The organism is Burkholderia sp. BCC1972 (genome assembly GCF_905339605.1).
Lineage (GTDB): Bacteria > Pseudomonadota > Gammaproteobacteria > Burkholderiales > Burkholderiaceae > Burkholderia.
This window is the reverse complement of the sequence record NZ_CAJPGH010000012.1, coordinates 25,650-44,231: the sequence shown is the minus strand read 5'-3', so window position 1 is coordinate 44,231 and position 18,582 is coordinate 25,650. Positions and strand designations below refer to the sequence as shown.

Here is an 18,582-nt window from a genome sequence, read left to right as displayed (position 1 = left end):
TATGCGGGGAAACTCGCACGTACGGTTCCTAGGGGGCCCCTTCTCCGCAAGGAGAGGGGGCTACCCTACCAATTCACCGAACACAGAACGAATCCATGAACTATCCTCATCCGATCATCGCGCGCGAAGGCTGGCCGTTCATCGCGATTGCTGCCGTCGTCGCGCTGTTGATCCACGCCGTCGGGGGCTTCGGCTTCGCGTGGCCGTTCTGGCTGCTGCTCGTCTTCGTCGTCCAGTTCTTCCGCGATCCGCAGCGCCCGATCCCGGCGCAGCCGAATGCGGTGCTGTGCCCGGCAGACGGCCGCATCGTCGCGGTCGAGACCGCACAAGACCCGTACGCGAACCGTGAAGCGCTGAAGATCAGCGTGTTCATGAATGTATTCAATGTCCACTCGCAGCGTTCGCCGGTCGATGGCGCGATCACCAAGGTCGAATACTTCCCGGGCGCGTTCCTGAACGCGGCGATCGACAAGGCGTCGACCGAGAACGAGCGCAATGCGGTCGTGATCCAGACGGCAAGCGGCAAGACCGTCACCGCCGTGCAGATCGCGGGCCTGGTCGCCCGCCGGATCCTCTGCTACGTCCGGGCCGGCGAGCCGCTGTCGCGCGGCCAGCGCTACGGTTTCATCCGCTTCGGTTCGCGCGTCGACGTGTACCTGCCGCTCGGCAGCCGCGCGAAGGTGTCGATCGGCGAGAAGGTCTACGCGTCGTCGACGATCCTCGCCGAGCTCGAGCAGTAAGCGGCGGGGCGCACGATGGCCGCATTCAAACCGCGTCGGCCGCGTAACGGCTCCGGCCAGACGCCACGCCCGTTCCGCCGCAACAAGGTGATGGCGCCCGATGCGGCGCCGCTCGAGAGCCGCCGCGCCGCGCGCCAGCGGTTCCTGAAGACGCGCGGCATCTACCTGCTGCCGAACGCATTCACGACCGCCGCGCTGTTCTGCGGCTTCTTCGCGGTCGTGCAGGCGATGAACGTGCGCTTCGAGATCGCCGCGATCGCGATTTTCGTCGCGATGGTGCTCGACGGGATGGACGGGCGCGTCGCACGCATGACGCACACGCAGAGCGCGTTCGGCGAGCAGTTCGACAGCCTGTCGGACATGGTGTCGTTCGGCGTCGCGCCCGCGCTCGTGATGTACGAGTGGGTGCTGAAGGATCTCGGCCGCTGGGGCTGGCTCGCCGCGTTCGTCTACTGCTCGGGCGCCGCGCTGCGTCTCGCGCGCTTCAACACGAACATCGGCGTGGTCGACAAGCGCTTCTTCCAGGGGCTGCCGAGCCCGGCCGCCGCCGCGCTGATCGCGGGCTTCGTGTGGCTCGCGACCGACAACCGCGTGCCGATGAAGCTCGGCTGGCTGCCGTGGGTCGCGTTCGTGCTGACGATCTACGCGGGCGTGACGATGGTGTCGAACGCGCCGTTCTACAGCGGCAAGGCGCTCGACGTGCGGCACCGCGTGCCGTTCGCGGCGATCCTGCTGGTCGTCGTCGCGTTCGTGCTCGTGTCGTCCGATCCGCCGCTGATGCTGTTCTGCCTGTTTGTCCTGTACGGGCTGTCGGGCTATGTGTTCTGGGCCTATATGGCCGTCCGCGGGCGCGCGAATCCGGCGCGCTCGTCGCAGCGCGATCACTGACGTGCGATTGACCCGGAAACGGCGGCCTCGAGGCCGCCGTTTTTATTTGTCCCCCTTTTCGCGCCAGGCCGCGGGAATCCCCGGGCGGCGTCCGATTGCGCGGTCACCGGAATGCCGCTATAGTCTTCGGCATGACTGCATCTTCCCGCCTCTCCCTCCTTCTAGCCGGTGCGCCGCTACGCGCGCTAGCTTTGGTGCGCCTGCCGCGCTGACCGTTCTCGCCCCCCCGTCTCAAGCCTCGTCTGTTGTTGAGCGTCGCCAGCGGTGGCGCGATCTCATTGCGTTTGACTTCCGTATAAAGAGCCCTGGAGCCCCCCATGACAGACAAGCTGATCATTTTCGATACGACGTTGCGTGACGGCGAACAATCGCCCGGCGCGTCGATGACGAAGGAAGAGAAAATCCGCATCGCGAAGAACCTCGAGCGGATGAAGGTCGACGTGATCGAAGCCGGCTTCGCGGCCAGCTCGAACGGCGACTTCGACGCGATCCACACGATCGCCGGTCTCGTGAAGGACAGCACGATCTGTTCGCTGGCGCGAGCCAACGACAAGGACATCCAGCGCGCGGCCGACGCGCTGAAGCCGGCCAACAGCTCGCGGATCCACACGTTCATCGCGACGTCGCCGCTGCACATGGAGAAGAAGCTGCGGATGACGCCCGACCAGGTGTTCGAGCAGGCACGTCTCGCGGTGCGTTTCGCGCGCAAGTTCACCGACAACGTCGAATTCTCGCCGGAAGACGGCAGCCGTTCGGATCTCGATTTCCTGTGCCGCGTGCTGGAAGCCGTGATCGCGGAAGGCGCGACGACGATCAACATCGCCGACACGGTCGGCTACGGCGTGCCGGAGCTCTACGGCAACCTCGTGAAGACGCTGCGCGAGCGCATTCCGAACTCGGACAAGGCGATCTTCTCGGTGCACTGCCACAACGACCTCGGGATGGCGGTCGCGAACTCGCTGGCCGGCGTGAAGATCGGCGGTGCGCGCCAGATCGAGTGCACGATCAACGGGCTCGGCGAGCGCGCGGGCAACACGTCGCTCGAAGAAATCGTGATGGCCGTGAAGACGCGCAAGGACTACTTCGGCCTCGACGTCGGCATCGACACGACGCAGATCGTGCCGACGTCGAAGCTCGTGTCGCAGATCACCGGTTTCGTCGTGCAGCCGAACAAGGCGGTGGTCGGCGCGAACGCGTTCGCGCACGCGTCGGGCATCCACCAGGACGGCGTGCTGAAGGCACGCGACACCTACGAGATCATGCGCGCGGAAGACGTGGGCTGGACTGCGAACAAGATCGTGCTCGGCAAGCTGTCGGGCCGTAACGCGTTCAAGCAGCGCCTGCAGGAACTCGGCGTGTCGCTCGACAGCGAAGCCGAACTGAACGCCGCGTTCATGCGTTTCAAGGATCTGGCCGACCGCAAGGCCGAGATCTTCGACGAGGACATCATCGCGATCGTCTCCGAAGAGTCGGCGCTCGCGCACGAGCAGGAGCACTACAAGTTCGTGTCGCTGTCGCAGCGCTCGGAAACGGGCGAGCAGCCGCAGGCGAAGGTCGTGTTCGCGGTCGAAGGCCAGGAAGTGACGGGCGAGGCGCGCGGCAACGGCCCGGTCGACGCGACGTTCAATGCGATCGAGGGTGAAGTCGGCAGCGGGTCCGAACTGCTGCTGTACTCGGTGAACGCCATCACGACCGGCACGCAGGCGCAGGGCGAGGTGACCGTCCGCCTGTCGAAGAGCGGGCGGATCGTCAATGGCGTCGGCACCGATCCGGACATCGTCGCCGCATCGGCGAAGGCGTACATCTCCGCGCTGAACAAGCTGCATTCGAAGGACGACAAGCTCAACCCGCAGCGCTCGTAAGCGCCGCGCGCTGAGCCTCTCCGGAACGCCCCGTGCGGCCCTGCGCCGCCGGGGCGTTTTTTCATCTGCCGCTCATTCGGCGGCCGGCGCGCGGAACAGCCAGCGGCGCGTCGCCGGGCGCGGCGCCGGGCTGCGCCGGCGGAACTCGACCGCGATCCCGCGACGCGGCGCATCGGCGACGAACGCGTCGAGCAGTTCGAGCACGTCGTGATCGATGTAGTCGGCGCGTGTCGCGTCGATGATCACCGCCGCGCGGTCCGGAATGTGCCGCAGGTGGTGCTTGACCTGCACCTTGCCGAGGAACGACACGTCCTTGCGGAACGACAGCAGGAAGTGGTCGTCGTGCTGCGCGAGCGTGACGGGGCTCTTCAGGTTCGCGACGGCGACCGCCAGCACGCTGCACGCGAGGCCGAGCGCGATGCCGAACAGCAGGTCGACCGAGAGCACGCCGATGATCGTCGCCGCGAACGGCACGAACGCGGCCGGCCCTTGCTTCATCACCGAACGGAACAGCGTCGGCTTCGCGAGCTTGAAGCCCGTGTGGATCAGGATTGCGGCGAGGCTCGCGAGCGGGATCAGGTTGATGAGTCCGGTGAGCGCGAACACGCTCGCGAGCAGCAAAATCCCGTGGACGATGGCCGACATCCGGCTTTGCGCGCCCGCGTTGACGTTAACCGAGCTGCGTACGATCACCGACGTGATCGGCAGCCCGCCAACGGCGCCCGCGACGAGATTGCCGACGCCCTGGGCCTTCAGCTCGCGATCGGGCTGCACCGGCCGGCGCTTCGGGTCGATCTGCTCGACGGCTTCGAGGCTCAGCAGCGTCTCGAGGCTCGCGACGACCGCGAGCGTGATCGCGACGCGCCACACGTCCGGATTGACGAGCTGCGCGAAGTTCGGGCCGAGCTCCGCATGCTTGAGCGAGGCCGCGAGCGCCGCGAACGACCCGAGCTCGGGCAGCGTCACGCGATGGGCGGCGCCCGGCGCGACGGCCGGCGCGACGAAGCCCAGCACGAGCGTCGCGCCGATCCCGAGCACGACGACTGCGAGCGGCGCGGGTACCGAGCGCACCAGCGCGAAGCGGCGCAGTACAGGCGTGTCCCACGCGATCAGCAGCGCGAGCGACGCGAGCGCGATGGCCGTGGCGGCCCATGCGACCGGCAGGCCCGGCCAGTTCGCAAACGGTTGCGCGGCCGAGCCGCCGATGCCGAACGCGAACGGGATCTGCTTCACGATCAGCAGCAGGCCGATCGCGGCGAGCATGCCCTTGATGACGGGCGACGGCACGTAGGCGGCGAAGCGGCCGGCGCGCAGCATGCCGAACCCGAACTGCAGCACGCCGGACAGCAGCACCGCGAGCAGGAACGCGGAGAAGCTGCCGAGTTGCGCGATCCCTTCGACGACGATCACGACGAGGCCGGCGGCCGGCCCGCTGACGGACAGCGACGAGCCGCTCAGCAGCGCGACGACGATGCCGCCGACGATGCCGGACACGAGCCCGGCGAACGGCTCGACGCCCGAGGCGTTGGCGATGCCGAGACAGAGCGGCAGCGCGACGAGGAAAACGACGATGCCGGCGACGATGTCGCGCGGCAGGGTGGACAGGCGCTCGTTCAGTTTCATGGTTGGGGCGATTTCATTGGCGTTGGGGCGGGGGATGCATCAGCCGAGCGCGTCGGCGGTTGCGGCCAGCGCGGGTTCGACGTCGACGGGCGCCGCCGCGTAGCCCGAATCGAGCTCCAGCAGGCGACCGTCGGCGAGCGAGAAGATCCAGCCATGCACGAGCGGCGGCCGCTCGCGACCGCGCACGATCGGCGACGCGCGCAGCAGCCGTACCTGTTCGAGCACGTTCAGTTCGGCGAGGCGATCGGCGGCCGCCGTGTCGTCGAGCTCGCCGAGCGTGTCGCGATGGCGCCGCGCGAGCGCGCAGAGCGGTGCGATGCGGCGCGCGACGTGCGGCAGGTCGGCCGGCGGCGGTAGCAGCGACGCGCGCACGCCGCCGCAGCCGTAGTGCCCGCACACGATCACGTGGTCGACCTTCAGCACGCGCACCGCGTACTCGAGCACGCTGGCGGAATTGTCGTCGTCGGGGTGGAACAGGTTCGCGATGTTGCGATGGACGAACAGTTCGCCGGGCGCGCAGTGCGTGATGGTTTCGGCCGGCACGCGGCTGTCGGCGCAGCCGATCCACAGGACGCGCGGGTTCTGGCCGCGCGCGAGCGCGTCGAAGAAGCCGGGCGAGTGTTCACGCGTCTCGCGGGCCCAGGCAATGTTGGCAACCAGCATGCTCTTGGGGCGATTCATGAGGACTCCTTTGTGACCAAGGCAAATAAATATCGATGAAATGACGCAATCGCAATCTTTCTGAATTGAAAGGTTCGGTTTCGACTGATATTAGGGGTATGCCCTAGCACTCCGGGTGCAATGAAACAAATTGTTTCAAATTGATTTGGCGTAGTGCATCGTGTGCACCAACCCAACGCATGACATGCACCGGATATGCCTGATTCGGCGCAATGGCCCGCATGACGGGGCGTTCAGCGGATTGCCATCGGCGCGTCATCGATCGGGAAAGTTTTCCGCAATAATCCTCGAATTAAATAAGGCGGCGGAAAAAAGGAAATGGCCATTCCGCAATAATTCGTGAATGGCCATTGTGATAATTGCGTGTAAATGCGTAATCGGTCAGGTCAGAACAGGTTGCGGCGATCGGGATCGTGCAGCGGGTCCGGGGTTTTCTGCGTGATGCGCAGGATGCCCTGCGGATCGAAATAGAAGCTGTACATCATGTACCAGACGTTGTCCTCGAGATACCGGTAGGTCCACACCTCGCGCTTCATCAGCGGGAAGTAGGACGTCTCGACCGGGCGTCCGAAATTGACGAGCACGTCGGTCTTCGTCCATTTGCCGATTTCCGCGCGATAGAACTCGCTCGGCTGCAACACCTGGCGCACGTTGACGATCTTGTGGGCCGCGTCGACATCGGCCGCGATCGTGACCTCGCCCATCGGCTGGGTCGGCCACATCAGTCGCTTGCCGCCGCCGGGCAGGTCGTAGATCTCGCGCGGCGGCCCCATGCGCGCGACGATCGCCGACTCGTCCTGGCCGGCCTGGTATTGCTGCCACGGTTGCGCGCAACCGGCCAGCAGTGCGGCGGCACAGGCGGCCAGCACCGGCAGGCGCGCGGGAATGCGAATGCGCATGGGATCCTCCAGAACACGGAAACAGGACCCGTTGTATCACGGACGACGCGCGACGGTGCATCGCCCGGAAAAAATCGGTGCGGATCGCCGGCAGGGCCGGGCTTGCGGGCGGCGGGCGCGCCGGCCTATGATCCGCGCTTCTCGGGCAGATTGAAGGGCAGGTGGCCGATGCAGGGTTGGAAGCGGTGCGCGCTCGCGTTGAGCGCAGGATGGATGCTCGTGTCGTCCGCGTTTGCCGGCGGCGAGCCCGTGCGGATCGCGCTGGTCGAAGGGATGTCGGGCCCGTTCGCGAACGCGGGCGCGGCGGTCGAGCGCAACCTGCGCTTCGGCGTCGAGCAGGTCAACGCGGCGGGCGGCGTGAAGCTGCGCGACGGCGCGCACCCGCTCGAACTCGTCGTGCTCGACAGCAAGGGGAGCCCGGAGGAGGCGCTCGTGCAGCTGCGCGCGGCCGTGGACCGCCATATCGGCTTCGTTGCGCAGGGCAACAGCTCGGCCGTCGCGGCCGCGCTCGTCGCGGCGCTCGACAAGCTGAACGCGCGCGACCCGGACAACCGGATGCTGTTCCTGAACTATTCGGCCGACGATCCCGCGCTGACCGGTGCGCGCTGCAGCTTCTGGCATTTCCGCTTCGATGCGCACGCGGGCATGCGGATGGCCGCGCTCGCGGACGTGATGGCGCGCGACCGCGCGCTGCGCAGGGTCTATCTGCTGAACCAGGACTACAGCTTCGGCCACGATGTCAGCGCGCTCGCGCGGCAGGCGCTGGCCACGCGGCGCCCGGACGTGACGATCGCCGGCGACGAATTCCACCCGATCGGCCGGATCAAGGATTTTGCGCCGTATATCGCGAAGATCCGCGCGAGCGGGGCGGACGCCGTCGTGACCGGCAACTGGGGCAACGACCTCACGCTGCTCGTGAAAGCGGCGCGCGAGCAGGGGCTGAACGCGAAGTTCTACACGTTCTACGGCAACAGCCTCGGCGCGCCGGCCGCGCTCGGCGACGCCGGCGTCGGGCGCGTCGTGGCCGTGGCCGACTGGCACCCGAACGCGGGCGGCGCGAAATCGGACGCGTTCTACCGCGTGTTCCGGACCCGTTTCCCGGCCGCGCAGGACGACTATCCGGTGCGGCGGATGAGCCTGATGATCGAGATGCTGGCCGCGGCGATGAGCCGAGCGGGATCGGCCGACCCTGTCGCGGTCGCGCGGGCGCTCGAGGGTTTGTCGTTCGACGACGGTTTCCATGCGTCGCGGATGCGCGCGCAGGATCATCAGTTGATCCAGCCCCTTTATGTGATGGAGATGGACAAGGCCGGCACGCCGGGCGTGCGCTTCGACAACGAGGGGTCGGGCTATGGCTTCCGGACGGTGCTGGCGGTGCCGGCGCAGCGCACGGAGATGCCGTCCGCATGCTCGATGACGCGTCCGTGACAGGGAGCGGTAAGAACGGCGAGGAGTTGTGCTACAATGCCCGCCGGTTGTAAGTCACGGCACGGCCATTCTTCCGTGTCCGCCTGTTCAGTTAGAAAGGAAATCACATGTCTGTTGCAGATATCAAGAAGTCGGAAGTCGTTGCTCAGTTCGCCCGCGGTACCAACGACACGGGGTCGCCCGAAGTCCAGGTCGCACTGCTGACCGCACGTATCGTCGAACTGACGGGTCACTTCAAGACCCACGCGAAGGATCACCACAGCCGCCGCGGCCTGCTGCGCATGGTGAGCCGCCGCCGCAAGCTGCTCGACTACCTCAAGGGCAAGGATGCCGACCGTTACCGCGCACTGATCGAGAAGCTGGGTCTGCGTAAGTAATCGAGGCGATTGCCGCCAGCAAGATGCCTGTGTCAGTCCGCTGATACAGGCATTTTGTTTTTGCGCGGTGCGTAGCGTCACGCGCATCGCAGGCTGTCCGGCACGTTCGTGCGGGGCAGCCGCAACGACTGATACCGGGGCAGGATTCGTGTCATTCCAGCGCGTCGCTGCGCGAGCGCCGCGCTGGAATGGCATAAAAAACACACCTTGCTCCGGGTGATTCGGTCGGGACGCCGCCGTGCCGGATGGCCGGCGCGGCGAATGAAATGCATGAATACAAAGGAGCAACCATGTCCATGTTCAACAAGGTCGTGAAGGAATTCCAGTGGGGCCAGCACAAGGTGCGCCTCGAAACCGGTGAAGTCGCTCGCCAGGCGAGCGGTGCGGTGATCGTCGACGTCGAAGACACCGTCGTGCTGGCAACCGTCGTCGGCGCGAAGTCGGCGAAGCCGGGTCAGGACTTCTTCCCGCTGACCGTCGATTACCTCGAGAAGACCTACTCGGCCGGCAAGATCCCGGGCGGTTTCTTCCGCCGCGAAGGCCGTCCGTCGGAGCACGAGACGCTGACGTCGCGCCTGATCGACCGTCCGCTGCGCCCGCTGTTCCCGGAAGGCTTCTACAACGAAGTCCAGGTCGTGATCCACGTGCTGTCCGTGAACCCGGAAATCCCGGCGGACATCCCCGCGCTGATCGGCGCATCGGCTGCGCTCGCCGTGTCGGGCCTGCCGTTCAACGGCCCGGTCGGTGCCGCACGCGTGGCGTACATCGACAACGCATACGTGCTGAACCCGACGCGTGACCAGATCAAGGCATCGAGCCTCGACCTCGTCGTCGCGGGTACGGAGCGCGCCGTGCTGATGGTCGAGTCGGAAGCCGACCAGCTGTCGGAAGACGTGATGCTGGGCGCAGTGGTGTTCGGTCACGAGCAGATGCAGATTGCGATCGACGCGATCCACGAGCTGGTGCGCGAAGGCGGCAAGCCCGAGTGGGACTGGCAGCCGGCGCCGAAGAACGAGCCGCTGATCGCACGCGTGACCGAGCTGGCGCAGAACGACCTGCTCGCCGCTTACCAGCTGCGCGACAAGCAAGCGCGTTCGGCGAAGCTGAAGGAAGTCTACGCGGCGACCTCGGCGAAGCTCGAGGAAGAGGCGCTGGCGGCCGGTACGGTCGCGGCCGACAAGGCTACCGTCGGCAACGTGCTGTTCGACATCGAGGCAAAGATCGTCCGTTCGCAGATCCTGAACGGCGAGCCGCGTATCGACGGCCGCGACACGCGCACCGTGCGCCCGATCGAAATCCGCACCGGCGTGCTGCCGCGTACCCACGGCTCGGCGCTGTTCACGCGCGGCGAGACGCAGGCGCTGGTCGTCGCGACGCTCGGCACGAAGGGTGACGAGCAGATCATCGACGCGCTCGAAGGCGAATACCGCGAGCGCTTCATGCTCCACTACAACATGCCGCCGTTCGCGACCGGCGAAACGGGCCGCGTCGGCTCGCCGAAGCGCCGCGAAATCGGCCACGGCCGCCTCGCGAAGCGCGCGCTGGTCAAGTGCCTGCCGAGCGCTGACGAATTCGGTTACTCGATCCGCGTCGTGTCGGAAATCACCGAATCGAACGGTTCGTCGTCGATGGCATCGGTGTGCGGCGGCTGCCTCGCGCTGATGGACGCCGGCGTGCCGATGAAGGCGCACGTCGCGGGTATCGCGATGGGCCTGATCCTCGAAGGCAACAAGTTCGCGGTGCTGACCGACATCCTCGGCGACGAAGATCACCTCGGCGACATGGACTTCAAGGTGGCCGGCACGGAGCAAGGCGTGACGGCGCTGCAGATGGACATCAAGATCCAGGGCATCACGAAGGAAATCATGCAGGTCGCGCTCGCGCAGGCGAAGGAAGGCCGCATGCACATCCTCGGCAAGATGACGTCGGCAGTCTCGGGTGCGAACACGCAACTGTCGGAATTCGCGCCGCGCATGATCACGATCAAGATCAACCCGGAAAAGATCCGCGACGTGATCGGCAAGGGCGGTTCGGTGATTCGCGCGCTGACGGAAGAAACGGGCACGACCATCGACATCTCCGATGACGGCGTCGTGACGATCGCGAGCACGAACAGCGACGGCATGGCCGAAGCGAAGAAGCGCATCGAGCAAATCACGGCCGAAATCGAAGTCGGCCAGGTGTACGAAGGCACGGTGCTCAAGCTGCTCGATTTCGGCGCGATCGTGAACCTGCTGCCGGGCAAGGACGGCCTGCTGCACATCTCGGAAATCGTCAACGAGCGTGTGAAGGACATCAACGACTACCTGAAGGAAGGTCAGCAGGTCAAGGTCAAGGTCATTCAGACGGACGAGAAGGGCCGTGTGCGCCTGTCGGCCAAGGCGCTGCTGAACGAAGCAGCCGCGGCAGCGCAGTCGGACACGCCGCCGCAGCAGTAAGCGGACGGGCGGACCAACGGCCGGCAGTGCGAAAGCGCGCCGGCCGTTTTTTCTGTAGCATCGTTGTGCGGCGCAGCAGCGCCGGCGAGGCGCTCGTGCCGTGCGCGCGGGCGTGCCATCCGATTCCGATCCTGGAGCCTCCCTCACCATGAAAGCCATCGAAATCACCGAATTCGGCGCCCCCGACGTGCTGAAGCTTGCGGAGCGTCCGCGCCCCGAACCGAAGCGCGGCGAGGTGCTGATCAAGGTGGCGGCTTCCGGCGTGAACCGGCCCGACGTGTTCCAGCGCAAGGGTGCCTATGCGCCGCCGCCGGGTGCGTCGGATCTGCCGGGGCTCGAGGTGGCGGGCGAAATCGTCGGCGGCGATCTGTCCGATGTCGCGCTGAACCCGTTCGGCCTGAAGCTGGGCGATCGCGTGTGCGCGCTGCTCGCGGGCGGCGGTTACGCCGAATACGCGGTCGCACCGCTGCCGCAATGCCTGCCCGTGCCCGACGGGCTCACCGATATCGAGGCCGCGTCGCTGCCCGAAACGTTCTTCACCGTGTGGAGCAACGTGTTCGACCGTGCGGGGCTCGGCGCGGGCGAAGGCGGCGAGCAGGAGACGCTGCTGGTTCAGGGCGGCTCGAGCGGCATCGGCGTGACGGCCATCCAGATCGCGCATGCGCTCGGCTTTCGCGTGTTCGCGACGGCCGGCACCGCCGACAAATGCCGCGCGTGCGAGGCGCTCGGCGCCGAACGTGCGATCAACTACAAGACCGAAGACTTCGTCGAGGTCGTGAAGTCGCTGACACACGATCGCGGCGTCGACGTGATCCTCGACATGGTGGCGGGCTCGTACGTGCCGCGCGAGCTGTCCGCGCTCGCGGACGGTGGCCGTCTCGTGCTGATCGCGCTGCTCGGCGGCGCGAAGGCCGACGTCAACCTGAGCGAGATCCTGCGCCGCCGGCTGACCATCACGGGTTCGACGCTGCGGCCGCGCCCGGTCGAGTTCAAGGCGCGCATCGCCGCGCAACTGAAGGCGCGCGTGTGGCCGCTGATCGCCGACGGCCGCATCAAGCCGGTGATCTATCGCGTGCTGCCGGCCGCGGACGCCGCGCAGGCGCATGCGCTGATGGAAAGCAGCGAGCACACCGGCAAGATCGTCCTCGATTGGGGTACGAACGCCTGACGGCCCGTGTGGCCGGGCTTGACATGCGCGGTTTGACCGGTTCAAGCCGTGCGCAGTAAAATCGCGGGTTTGCTTCGCCAGATCAAACCTGACGGCCGGTTTCCGGCGCGTTAATGACCAAGCGGTGACGAGACAGACACGATGTCGAAACAGAGAACTAAGCGGGTGATCGGCAACTGGAAGATGCACGGCCGGCTGGCCGGCAACCAGGCGTTGCTGAACGAAGTGGTGCAGGGCGTGGGCGCGGTGGCGGCCGAAACGTCGGTCGGCGTGTGCGTGCCGTTCCCGTATCTCGCGCAGGTTCACGCGCAGCTCGATGGCGGCCGTGTCGCCTGGGGCGCGCAGGACGTGTCCGCGCACGAACAGGGCGCGTTCACCGGCGAAGTGGCGGCCGCGATGGTCGCGGAGTTCGGCGCACGCTATGCGATCGTCGGTCACTCGGAGCGCCGCGCGTATCACCGCGAAAGCAACGAGACGGTCGCGGCGAAGACGCAGCGCGCGCTCGCAGCCGGCCTCACGCCGGTCGTGTGCGTCGGCGAGACGCTCGCCGAGCGCGAGTCGGGTGCGACCGAGCAGGTCGTCGGTGCGCAGCTCGACGCGGTGCTGGCCGTGCTGACGGCCGACGAGGCTGCCCGCATCGTCGTCGCGTACGAGCCGGTCTGGGCGATCGGCACGGGCAAGAGCGCGACGTCGGCGCAGGCGCAGGACGTGCACGCGTTCCTGCGCGCGCGCCTCGCGGCGAAGGGTGCGGCGGACGTATCCGTGCTGTACGGCGGCAGCGTGAAGCCGGACAACGCGGAAGAGCTGTTCGCGCAGCCGGACATCGACGGCGGCCTGATCGGCGGCGCGTCGTTGAAGGCGGAAGATTTCCTGGCGATCTGCCGGGCCGCGCGATAAGCGGTCCGAGATCGAATTGAACCATGACGGCGGCCGGACGGTCCGGTCGCCCGATCCAATCGGGTGGGTGTGATGCTGTTATTCAAGACGCTGATTATTGTGGTGCAGGTGCTGTCTGCACTCGGTGTGATTGGTCTCGTGCTGCTGCAGCACGGCAAGGGTGCCGACATGGGCGCCGCGTTCGGCAGCGGCGCGTCGGGCAGCCTGTTCGGTGCGACGGGGTCGGCGAACTTCCTGTCGCGCACGACGGGCATTCTCGCGACGATCTTCTTCGTCGCGACGCTCGCGCTGACGTACCTCGGTTCGTACAAGTCGACGCCGTCGGCCGGCGTGCTCGGCGCGGTAGCGACCGCACCGGCATCGGCGCCTGCAGCATCGGCACCGGCAGTCGCGGCATCCGCCGCTGTTGCGGGTTCGGCTGCAAGCGCGCCGGGCCAGGATGTCCCGAAATAAAAAGTTAAATTTTTTGCGTTTGTGCGTTGAACAAATCTGGAACTCGGGTTAGAATTTAATTCTTGAAGCGATTCGCGGGAAACAAGCAGCACAACCCGAGTTGCATGCAGTGCCGACGTGGTGAAATTGGTAGACACGCTATCTTGAGGGGGTAGTGGCGAAAGCTGTGCGAGTTCGAGTCTCGCCGTCGGCACCAAAGTTACTCAATGCCAGCCGCTTCTAGTGGCTGGCATTTTTCATTTCTGGGGTGTGCTTGCGGTTGTCTTGCGATCGCCTGCACTCCGAAATGATTCCTTCCGCCGGAAGTGGTATTCTCCGGACGCTCAGAACCAACCGATAGAGGATTGCCTTGAACCTCGCAGCCTATTACCCCGTCTTGTTGTTCCTCCTCGTGGGCACTGGTTTAGGTATAGCGCTGGTCAGCATCGGCAAGCTCCTGGGTCCCAACAAGCCGGACGTCGAGAAGAACGCACCGTACGAGTGCGGCTTCGAAGCCTTTGAAGACGCCCGGATGAAATTCGACGTCCGGTATTACCTCGTCGCCATCCTGTTCATCATCTTCGATCTCGAAACCGCATTCCTGTTTCCGTGGGGCGTCGCGCTCCGGGACATCGGCTGGCCGGGTTTCATCGCAATGATGATTTTTCTGCTCGAATTCCTGCTGGGCTTTGCCTATATCTGGAAGAAAGGCGGCCTCGACTGGGAGTGATGGGTTAATCGCCGGTTTGCATGGGCGGCCACGCTCGGTCGCTCGTCTGGAGTGGAAAGCAAATGAGTATCGAAGGGGTCTTGAAGGAAGGGTTTGTCACCACGACGGCTGACAAGCTGATCAACTGGACGCGTACCGGCTCGCTGTGGCCGATGACGTTCGGGCTCGCGTGTTGCGCCGTCGAGATGATGCATGCGGGCGCGGCCCGTTATGACCTGGACCGGTTCGGGGTCGTGTTCCGTCCGAGTCCGCGTCAGTCGGACGTGATGATCGTCGCCGGCACGCTGTGCAACAAGATGGCGCCGGCGCTGCGTCGCGTGTACGACCAGATGGCCGAGCCGCGCTGGGTGATCTCGATGGGATCGTGCGCGAACGGTGGCGGTTACTACCACTACTCGTATTCGGTGGTCCGCGGTTGCGACCGGATCGTGCCGGTCGACGTCTACGTGCCGGGCTGTCCGCCCACGGCCGAGGCGCTGGTCTATGGCGTGATCCAGCTTCAGGCGAAGATCCGCCGCACCAATACCATCGCCCGTCAATAAAGCCCCGAGCGTCCCCTCAATATGGCAAGCAAAATCGAGACCCTCAAGGCAAACCTCGAAGCCGCGCTCGGCGCGCGCGTGGTGAGCCTCACCGAAGCGATCGGTGAACTGACGCTCGTCGTGAAGGCGAGCGATTACCTCGAAGTCGCAAAGACGCTGCGCGACGATCCGAAGCTCCGTTTCGAGCAGCTGATCGATCTCTGCGGCGTCGACTACCAGACCTTCGGCGACGGCGCCTACGACGGCCCGCGTTTCGCGGCTGTGTCGCACCTGCTGTCGGTCACGAACAACTGGCGCCTGCGCCTGCGCGCATTCGCGCCGGACGACGACCTGCCGATCGTGGCATCGCTGGTCGACATCTGGACCTCCGCGAACTGGTACGAGCGTGAAGCGTTCGACCTGTACGGCATCGTGTTCGAAGGCCACCCCGACCTGCGCCGCATCCTCACCGACTACGGCTTCATCGGTCACCCGTTCCGCAAGGACTTCCCGGTGTCGGGCTACGTCGAAATGCGTTACGACCCGGAAGAGAAGCGGGTCGTGTACCAGCCGGTGACGATCGAGCCGCGCGAAATCACGCCGCGCGTGATCCGCGAGGATCGCTATGGCGGTCTGAAACATTAAGGGGGCGTCATGGCAGAAATCAAGAACTACACGCTCAACTTCGGCCCGCAGCACCCGGCAGCGCACGGCGTGCTGCGCCTCGTGCTCGAGCTCGACGGCGAAGTCATCCAGCGTGCCGATCCGCACATCGGCCTGCTGCACCGCGCGACGGAAAAGCTCGCGGAATCCAAGACCTTCATCCAGTCCGTGCCGTACATGGACCGTCTCGACTACGTGTCGATGATGGTCAACGAGCACGGCTACGTGCTCGCGATCGAGAAGCTGCTCGGCATCGACGTGCCGGAGCGCGCGCAGTACATCCGCGTGCTGTTCGACGAGATCACGCGCGTGCTGAACCACCTGATGTGGATCGGCGCGCACGCACTCGACGTCGGCGCGATGGCCGTGTTCCTGTACGCCTTCCGCGAACGCGAAGACCTGATGGACGTGTACGAGGCTGTGTCCGGCGCCCGGATGCACGCGGCGTACTACCGTCCGGGCGGCGTCTACCGCGACCTGCCTGACGCAATGCCGCAATACAAGGCGTCGAAGATTCGCAACGAGAAGGCGCTCGCGAAGATGAACGAAGCGCGCAGCGGCTCGGTGCTCGACTTCATCGACGACTTCTTCACGCGCTTCCCGAAGTGCGTCGACGAATACGAAACGCTGCTCACCGACAACCGGATCTGGAAGCAGCGTCTGGTCGGGATCGGCGTGGTCAGCCCGGAACGTGCGCTGCAGATGGGCCTGACGGGCCCGATGCTGCGCGGCTCGGGTATCGCATGGGATCTGCGCAAGAAGCAGCCGTACGAAGTGTACGATCGCATCGATTTCGACGTGCCGGTCGGCGTGAACGGCGATTGCTACGACCGCTATCTGGTGCGCGTCGAAGAAATGCGCCAGTCGATCCGCATCGCGAAACAGTGTATTGAGTGGCTCCGCAAGAATCCGGGCCCGGTGATGACGGACAATCACAAGGTTGCCCCGCCGTCGCGCGTCGGCATGAAGACCAACATGGAAGACTTGATTCACCACTTCAAGCTCTTCACCGAAGGTTTTCATGTGCCGGAAGGCGAAGCGTACGCGGCGGTCGAGCATCCGAAGGGTGAATTCGGCATCTACCTCGTGTCGGACGGTGCCAACAAGCCGTATCGCCTCAAGATTCGCGCACCGGGTTTCGCTCACCTGGCGTCGCTCGACGAAATGGCGCGCGGTCACATGATCGCCGACGCCGTCACGATCATCGGTACGCAGGACATCGTGTTCGGCGAGATCGATCGCTAATGGTTGCGCCGCCTGCGCGAGCGGGCGGCGAGCAGTAAGTCACACGCGATGCGCGCTGAACCGGCGCGGCTTCGCAAGCTGTCAACAGAGTGAGCGCCAGGTCTGCCGTCCATGCACCCCAGTGTGCGGCAGGTTGTTCGTTCGGTAGGAATTGAAAGAGTCGTGTCTGAAAATGATCTCAGCTGAAGGCCTGAAGGAAATCGATCGAGCGTTGACGAAGTATCCCGCCGATCAGAAACAGTCCGCCGTGATGTCGGCGTTGGCCGTGGCTCAAGAAGAGCACGGCTGGCTGTCGCCCGAACTGATGCAGTTCGTCGCGGACTATCTCGGCATGCCGGCCGTTGCCGTGCAGGAAGTCGCGACGTTCTACACGATGTACGAGCTCAACCCGGTCGGCAAGCACAAGATCACGCTCTGTACGAACCTGCCGTGCCAGCTCGGCCCGCACGGCGGCGCGGAAGCGACTGCCGACTACCTGAAACAGAAGCTCGGCATCGGCTTCGGCGAGACCACGCCCGACGGCAAGTTCACGCTGAAGGAAGGCGAATGCATGGGCTCGTGCGGCGATGCGCCGGTGCTGCTGGTGAACAATCACAGAATGTGCAGCTTCATGAGCCGCGAGAAGATCGACCAGCTGCTTGAGGAGCTCTCGAAATGACGTCCCTCCACGACCGTCACATCAAACCGCTGATCCTCGCTGGTCTGAACGGCGAGAACTGGCATCTCGAAGATTACGTTGCACGCGGCGGCTACAAGCAGCTGCGCCGCATTCTCGAAGAAAAGATTCCCCCCGAGCAGGTGATCGCCGACGTGAAGGCGTCGGGCCTGCGCGGCCGCGGCGGTGCGGGCTTCCCGACCGGCTTGAAGTGGAGCTTCATGCCGCGCCAGTTCCCGGGGCAGAAGTACCTCGTCTGCAACTCGGACGAAGGCGAACCGGGCACGTTCAAGGATCGCGACATCCTGCGCTGGAACCCGCACGCGCTGATCGAAGGCATGGCCATCGGCGCATATGCGATGGGCATCACCGTCGGCTACAACTACATCCACGGCGAAATCTTCGAAGTGTATCGACGCTTCGAAGCCGCGCTCGATGAAGCGCGCGCAGCCGGGTTCCTCGGCGACCACATCATGGGCTCGGAATTCTCGTTCCAGCTGCACGCGCACCACGGTTACGGCGCGTACATCTGCGGCGAGGAAACGGCGCTGCTCGAGTCGCTCGAAGGCAAGAAGGGCCAGCCGCGCTTCAAGCCGCCGTTCCCGGCGAGCTTCGGCGTGTACGGCAAGCCGACCACGATCAACAACACCGAGACGTTCGCGGCGGTGCCGTTCCTGCTGTCCATCGGGCCGCAGAACTACCTCGAGATCGGCAAGCCGAACAACGGCGGCACGAAGATTTTCTCGGTGTCGGGCGACGTCGAGCGTCCGGGCAACTACGAAGTGCCGCTCGGCACGCCGTTCGCGACGCTGATGGAGCTCGCCGGCGGGATGCGCGGCGGCAAGAAGATCAAGGCCGTGATTCCGGGCGGTTCGTCGGCGCCGGTGATCCCGGGCGACATCATGATGCAGACGGATCTCGACTACGATTCGATCGCGAAGGCCGGCTCGATGCTCGGCTCGGGCGCGGTGATCGTGATGGACGAGACGCGTTGCATGGTGCGCTCGCTGCTGCGCCTGTCGTACTTCTATTACGAGGAATCGTGCGGCCAGTGCACGCCGTGCCGTGAAGGCACCGGCTGGCTGTACCGCGTCGTGAACCGTATCGAGCACGGCGAAGGGCGCCAGGAAGATCTGGACCTGCTGAACTCGGTGGCCGAGAACATCATGGGCCGCACGATCTGTGCACTCGGCGATGCGGCGGCGATGCCGGTGCGCGGGATGCTCAAGCACTACTGGGACGAATTCGCGTACCACGTCGAGCACAAGCACTGCATGGTCGGCGGCCACGCGCACGCGGCGGCAGCCTGAAGCGAACCCGGTTGCGGAATTTGAG

18 protein-coding genes and 1 tRNA gene are annotated in these 18,582 nt (G+C 65.4%); 16 read left to right on the top strand and 3 right to left on the bottom strand.

The window, feature by feature from the left end; translation table 11 throughout:
* Nucleotides 1-95: 95 nt before the first annotated feature.
* The 3 genes from U5798_RS18415 (at nt 96) to U5798_RS18405 (ending at nt 3,490) form a co-directional block, all read left to right on the top strand.
* Nucleotides 96-740 carry a phosphatidylserine decarboxylase gene (locus U5798_RS18415; RefSeq protein WP_124453055.1) on the top strand — a complete coding sequence of 215 codons (645 nt, stop codon included), beginning with the start codon at nt 96-98 and terminating at the stop codon, nt 738-740.
* A 15-nt stretch (nt 741-755) separates the two neighbouring features.
* The gene (gene pssA, locus U5798_RS18410) at nt 756-1,628 is read left to right on the top strand and encodes a CDP-diacylglycerol--serine O-phosphatidyltransferase (protein WP_089435395.1); all 873 of its coding nucleotides are present in this window, start codon (nt 756-758) and stop codon (nt 1,626-1,628) included.
* A 317-nt stretch (nt 1,629-1,945) separates the two neighbouring features.
* Nucleotides 1,946-3,490, top strand: coding sequence for a 2-isopropylmalate synthase (locus U5798_RS18405; RefSeq protein ID WP_124453057.1), 1,545 nt, complete (start codon nt 1,946-1,948; stop codon nt 3,488-3,490).
* Nucleotides 3,491-3,562: 72 nt separating this feature from the next.
* Here the strand turns inward: U5798_RS18405 and U5798_RS18400 are convergent, their stop codons facing one another.
* From U5798_RS18400 to U5798_RS18390, 3 genes are all read right to left on the bottom strand, one after another.
* The gene (locus tag U5798_RS18400; protein WP_322082816.1) at nt 3,563-5,113 is read right to left on the bottom strand and encodes a SulP family inorganic anion transporter; all 1,551 of its coding nucleotides are present in this window, start codon (nt 5,111-5,113) and stop codon (nt 3,563-3,565) included.
* A gap of 39 nt (nt 5,114-5,152) precedes the next feature.
* Nucleotides 5,153-5,794 (bottom strand): carbonic anhydrase, encoded by a 642-nt coding sequence (locus U5798_RS18395; RefSeq protein WP_322082815.1) that lies wholly within the window; start codon nt 5,792-5,794, stop codon nt 5,153-5,155.
* Nucleotides 5,795-6,180: 386 nt separating this feature from the next.
* Complete coding sequence (locus U5798_RS18390; protein ID WP_322082814.1) at nt 6,181-6,693, bottom strand: hypothetical protein; 513 nt, start codon at nt 6,691-6,693, stop codon at nt 6,181-6,183.
* A gap of 168 nt (nt 6,694-6,861) precedes the next feature.
* On the opposite strand from U5798_RS18390, the gene U5798_RS18385 reads away from it, so the two are divergent.
* The 13 genes from U5798_RS18385 (at nt 6,862) to nuoF (ending at nt 18,557) form a co-directional block, all read left to right on the top strand.
* Entirely contained in the window at nt 6,862-8,121 is a 1,260-nt protein-coding gene (locus U5798_RS18385; protein WP_322082813.1) for a branched-chain amino acid ABC transporter substrate-binding protein, read from the top strand.
* Nucleotides 8,122-8,228: 107 nt separating this feature from the next.
* Nucleotides 8,229-8,498 carry a 30S ribosomal protein S15 gene (rpsO, locus tag U5798_RS18380; protein ID WP_006398792.1) on the top strand — a complete coding sequence of 90 codons (270 nt, stop codon included), beginning with the start codon at nt 8,229-8,231 and terminating at the stop codon, nt 8,496-8,498.
* A 290-nt stretch (nt 8,499-8,788) separates the two neighbouring features.
* Nucleotides 8,789-10,936, top strand: coding sequence for a polyribonucleotide nucleotidyltransferase (gene pnp, locus U5798_RS18375; protein ID WP_124453067.1), 2,148 nt, complete (start codon nt 8,789-8,791; stop codon nt 10,934-10,936).
* A 148-nt stretch (nt 10,937-11,084) separates the two neighbouring features.
* Nucleotides 11,085-12,104 carry an NAD(P)H-quinone oxidoreductase gene (locus U5798_RS18370; RefSeq protein WP_124453069.1) on the top strand — a complete coding sequence of 340 codons (1,020 nt, stop codon included), beginning with the start codon at nt 11,085-11,087 and terminating at the stop codon, nt 12,102-12,104.
* A gap of 141 nt (nt 12,105-12,245) precedes the next feature.
* Complete coding sequence (tpiA, locus tag U5798_RS18365) at nt 12,246-13,001, top strand: triose-phosphate isomerase (protein WP_124453071.1); 756 nt, start codon at nt 12,246-12,248, stop codon at nt 12,999-13,001.
* A gap of 72 nt (nt 13,002-13,073) precedes the next feature.
* Complete coding sequence (gene secG / locus U5798_RS18360) at nt 13,074-13,454, top strand: preprotein translocase subunit SecG (RefSeq protein WP_124453073.1); 381 nt, start codon at nt 13,074-13,076, stop codon at nt 13,452-13,454.
* 111 nt (nt 13,455-13,565) lie between these two features.
* Nucleotides 13,566-13,650 (top strand) — tRNA-Leu (locus U5798_RS18355).
* Between the two features lie 153 nt (nt 13,651-13,803).
* Complete coding sequence (locus U5798_RS18350) at nt 13,804-14,163, top strand: NADH-quinone oxidoreductase subunit A (protein WP_006398798.1); 360 nt, start codon at nt 13,804-13,806, stop codon at nt 14,161-14,163.
* 62 nt (nt 14,164-14,225) lie between these two features.
* Nucleotides 14,226-14,705, top strand: coding sequence for a NuoB/complex I 20 kDa subunit family protein (locus U5798_RS18345; RefSeq protein WP_006398799.1), 480 nt, complete (start codon nt 14,226-14,228; stop codon nt 14,703-14,705).
* 21 nt (nt 14,706-14,726) lie between these two features.
* Nucleotides 14,727-15,329: an NADH-quinone oxidoreductase subunit C gene (locus U5798_RS18340; protein ID WP_006478264.1), complete on the top strand. Its 603-nt coding sequence runs from the start codon at nt 14,727-14,729 to the stop codon at nt 15,327-15,329.
* A 9-nt stretch (nt 15,330-15,338) separates the two neighbouring features.
* Nucleotides 15,339-16,592 (top strand): NADH-quinone oxidoreductase subunit D, encoded by a 1,254-nt coding sequence (locus U5798_RS18335; RefSeq protein ID WP_124453075.1) that lies wholly within the window; start codon nt 15,339-15,341, stop codon nt 16,590-16,592.
* 172 nt (nt 16,593-16,764) lie between these two features.
* On the top strand, nt 16,765-17,250 hold the full coding sequence (nuoE, locus tag U5798_RS18330) for an NADH-quinone oxidoreductase subunit NuoE (protein WP_006756903.1): 486 nt from the start codon (nt 16,765-16,767) through the stop codon (nt 17,248-17,250).
* A complete protein-coding gene (nuoF, locus tag U5798_RS18325; RefSeq protein WP_034184889.1) occupies nt 17,247-18,557 on the top strand; it encodes an NADH-quinone oxidoreductase subunit NuoF in 1,311 nt (436 codons plus the stop codon). The genes nuoE and nuoF overlap by 4 nt, the downstream gene beginning before the upstream one ends.
* The last annotated feature ends 25 nt before the right edge of the window (nt 18,558-18,582 follow it).

Coding starts and splice junctions, on each gene's coding strand:
- nuoF (WP_034184889.1), top strand. CDS start 17,247: ATGACGTCCCTCCACGACCGTCACATCAAACCGCTGATCCTCGCTGGT.
- pssA (WP_089435395.1), top strand. CDS start 756: ATGGCCGCATTCAAACCGCGTCGGCCGCGTAACGGCTCCGGCCAGACG.
- secG (WP_124453073.1), top strand. CDS start 13,074: ATGCTGTTATTCAAGACGCTGATTATTGTGGTGCAGGTGCTGTCTGCA.
- nuoE (WP_006756903.1), top strand. CDS start 16,765: ATGATCTCAGCTGAAGGCCTGAAGGAAATCGATCGAGCGTTGACGAAG.
- U5798_RS18405 (WP_124453057.1), top strand. CDS start 1,946: ATGACAGACAAGCTGATCATTTTCGATACGACGTTGCGTGACGGCGAA.
- U5798_RS18370 (WP_124453069.1), top strand. CDS start 11,085: ATGAAAGCCATCGAAATCACCGAATTCGGCGCCCCCGACGTGCTGAAG.
- rpsO (WP_006398792.1), top strand. CDS start 8,229: ATGTCTGTTGCAGATATCAAGAAGTCGGAAGTCGTTGCTCAGTTCGCC.
- U5798_RS18385 (WP_322082813.1), top strand. CDS start 6,862: ATGCAGGGTTGGAAGCGGTGCGCGCTCGCGTTGAGCGCAGGATGGATG.
- U5798_RS18340 (WP_006478264.1), top strand. CDS start 14,727: ATGGCAAGCAAAATCGAGACCCTCAAGGCAAACCTCGAAGCCGCGCTC.
- tpiA (WP_124453071.1), top strand. CDS start 12,246: ATGTCGAAACAGAGAACTAAGCGGGTGATCGGCAACTGGAAGATGCAC.
- U5798_RS18335 (WP_124453075.1), top strand. CDS start 15,339: ATGGCAGAAATCAAGAACTACACGCTCAACTTCGGCCCGCAGCACCCG.
- U5798_RS18400 (WP_322082816.1), bottom strand. CDS start 5,113: ATGAAACTGAACGAGCGCCTGTCCACCCTGCCGCGCGACATCGTCGCC.
- U5798_RS18390 (WP_322082814.1), bottom strand. CDS start 6,693: ATGCGCATTCGCATTCCCGCGCGCCTGCCGGTGCTGGCCGCCTGTGCC.
- U5798_RS18395 (WP_322082815.1), bottom strand. CDS start 5,794: ATGAATCGCCCCAAGAGCATGCTGGTTGCCAACATTGCCTGGGCCCGC.
- U5798_RS18415 (WP_124453055.1), top strand. CDS start 96: ATGAACTATCCTCATCCGATCATCGCGCGCGAAGGCTGGCCGTTCATC.
- U5798_RS18345 (WP_006398799.1), top strand. CDS start 14,226: ATGAGTATCGAAGGGGTCTTGAAGGAAGGGTTTGTCACCACGACGGCT.
- pnp (WP_124453067.1), top strand. CDS start 8,789: ATGTCCATGTTCAACAAGGTCGTGAAGGAATTCCAGTGGGGCCAGCAC.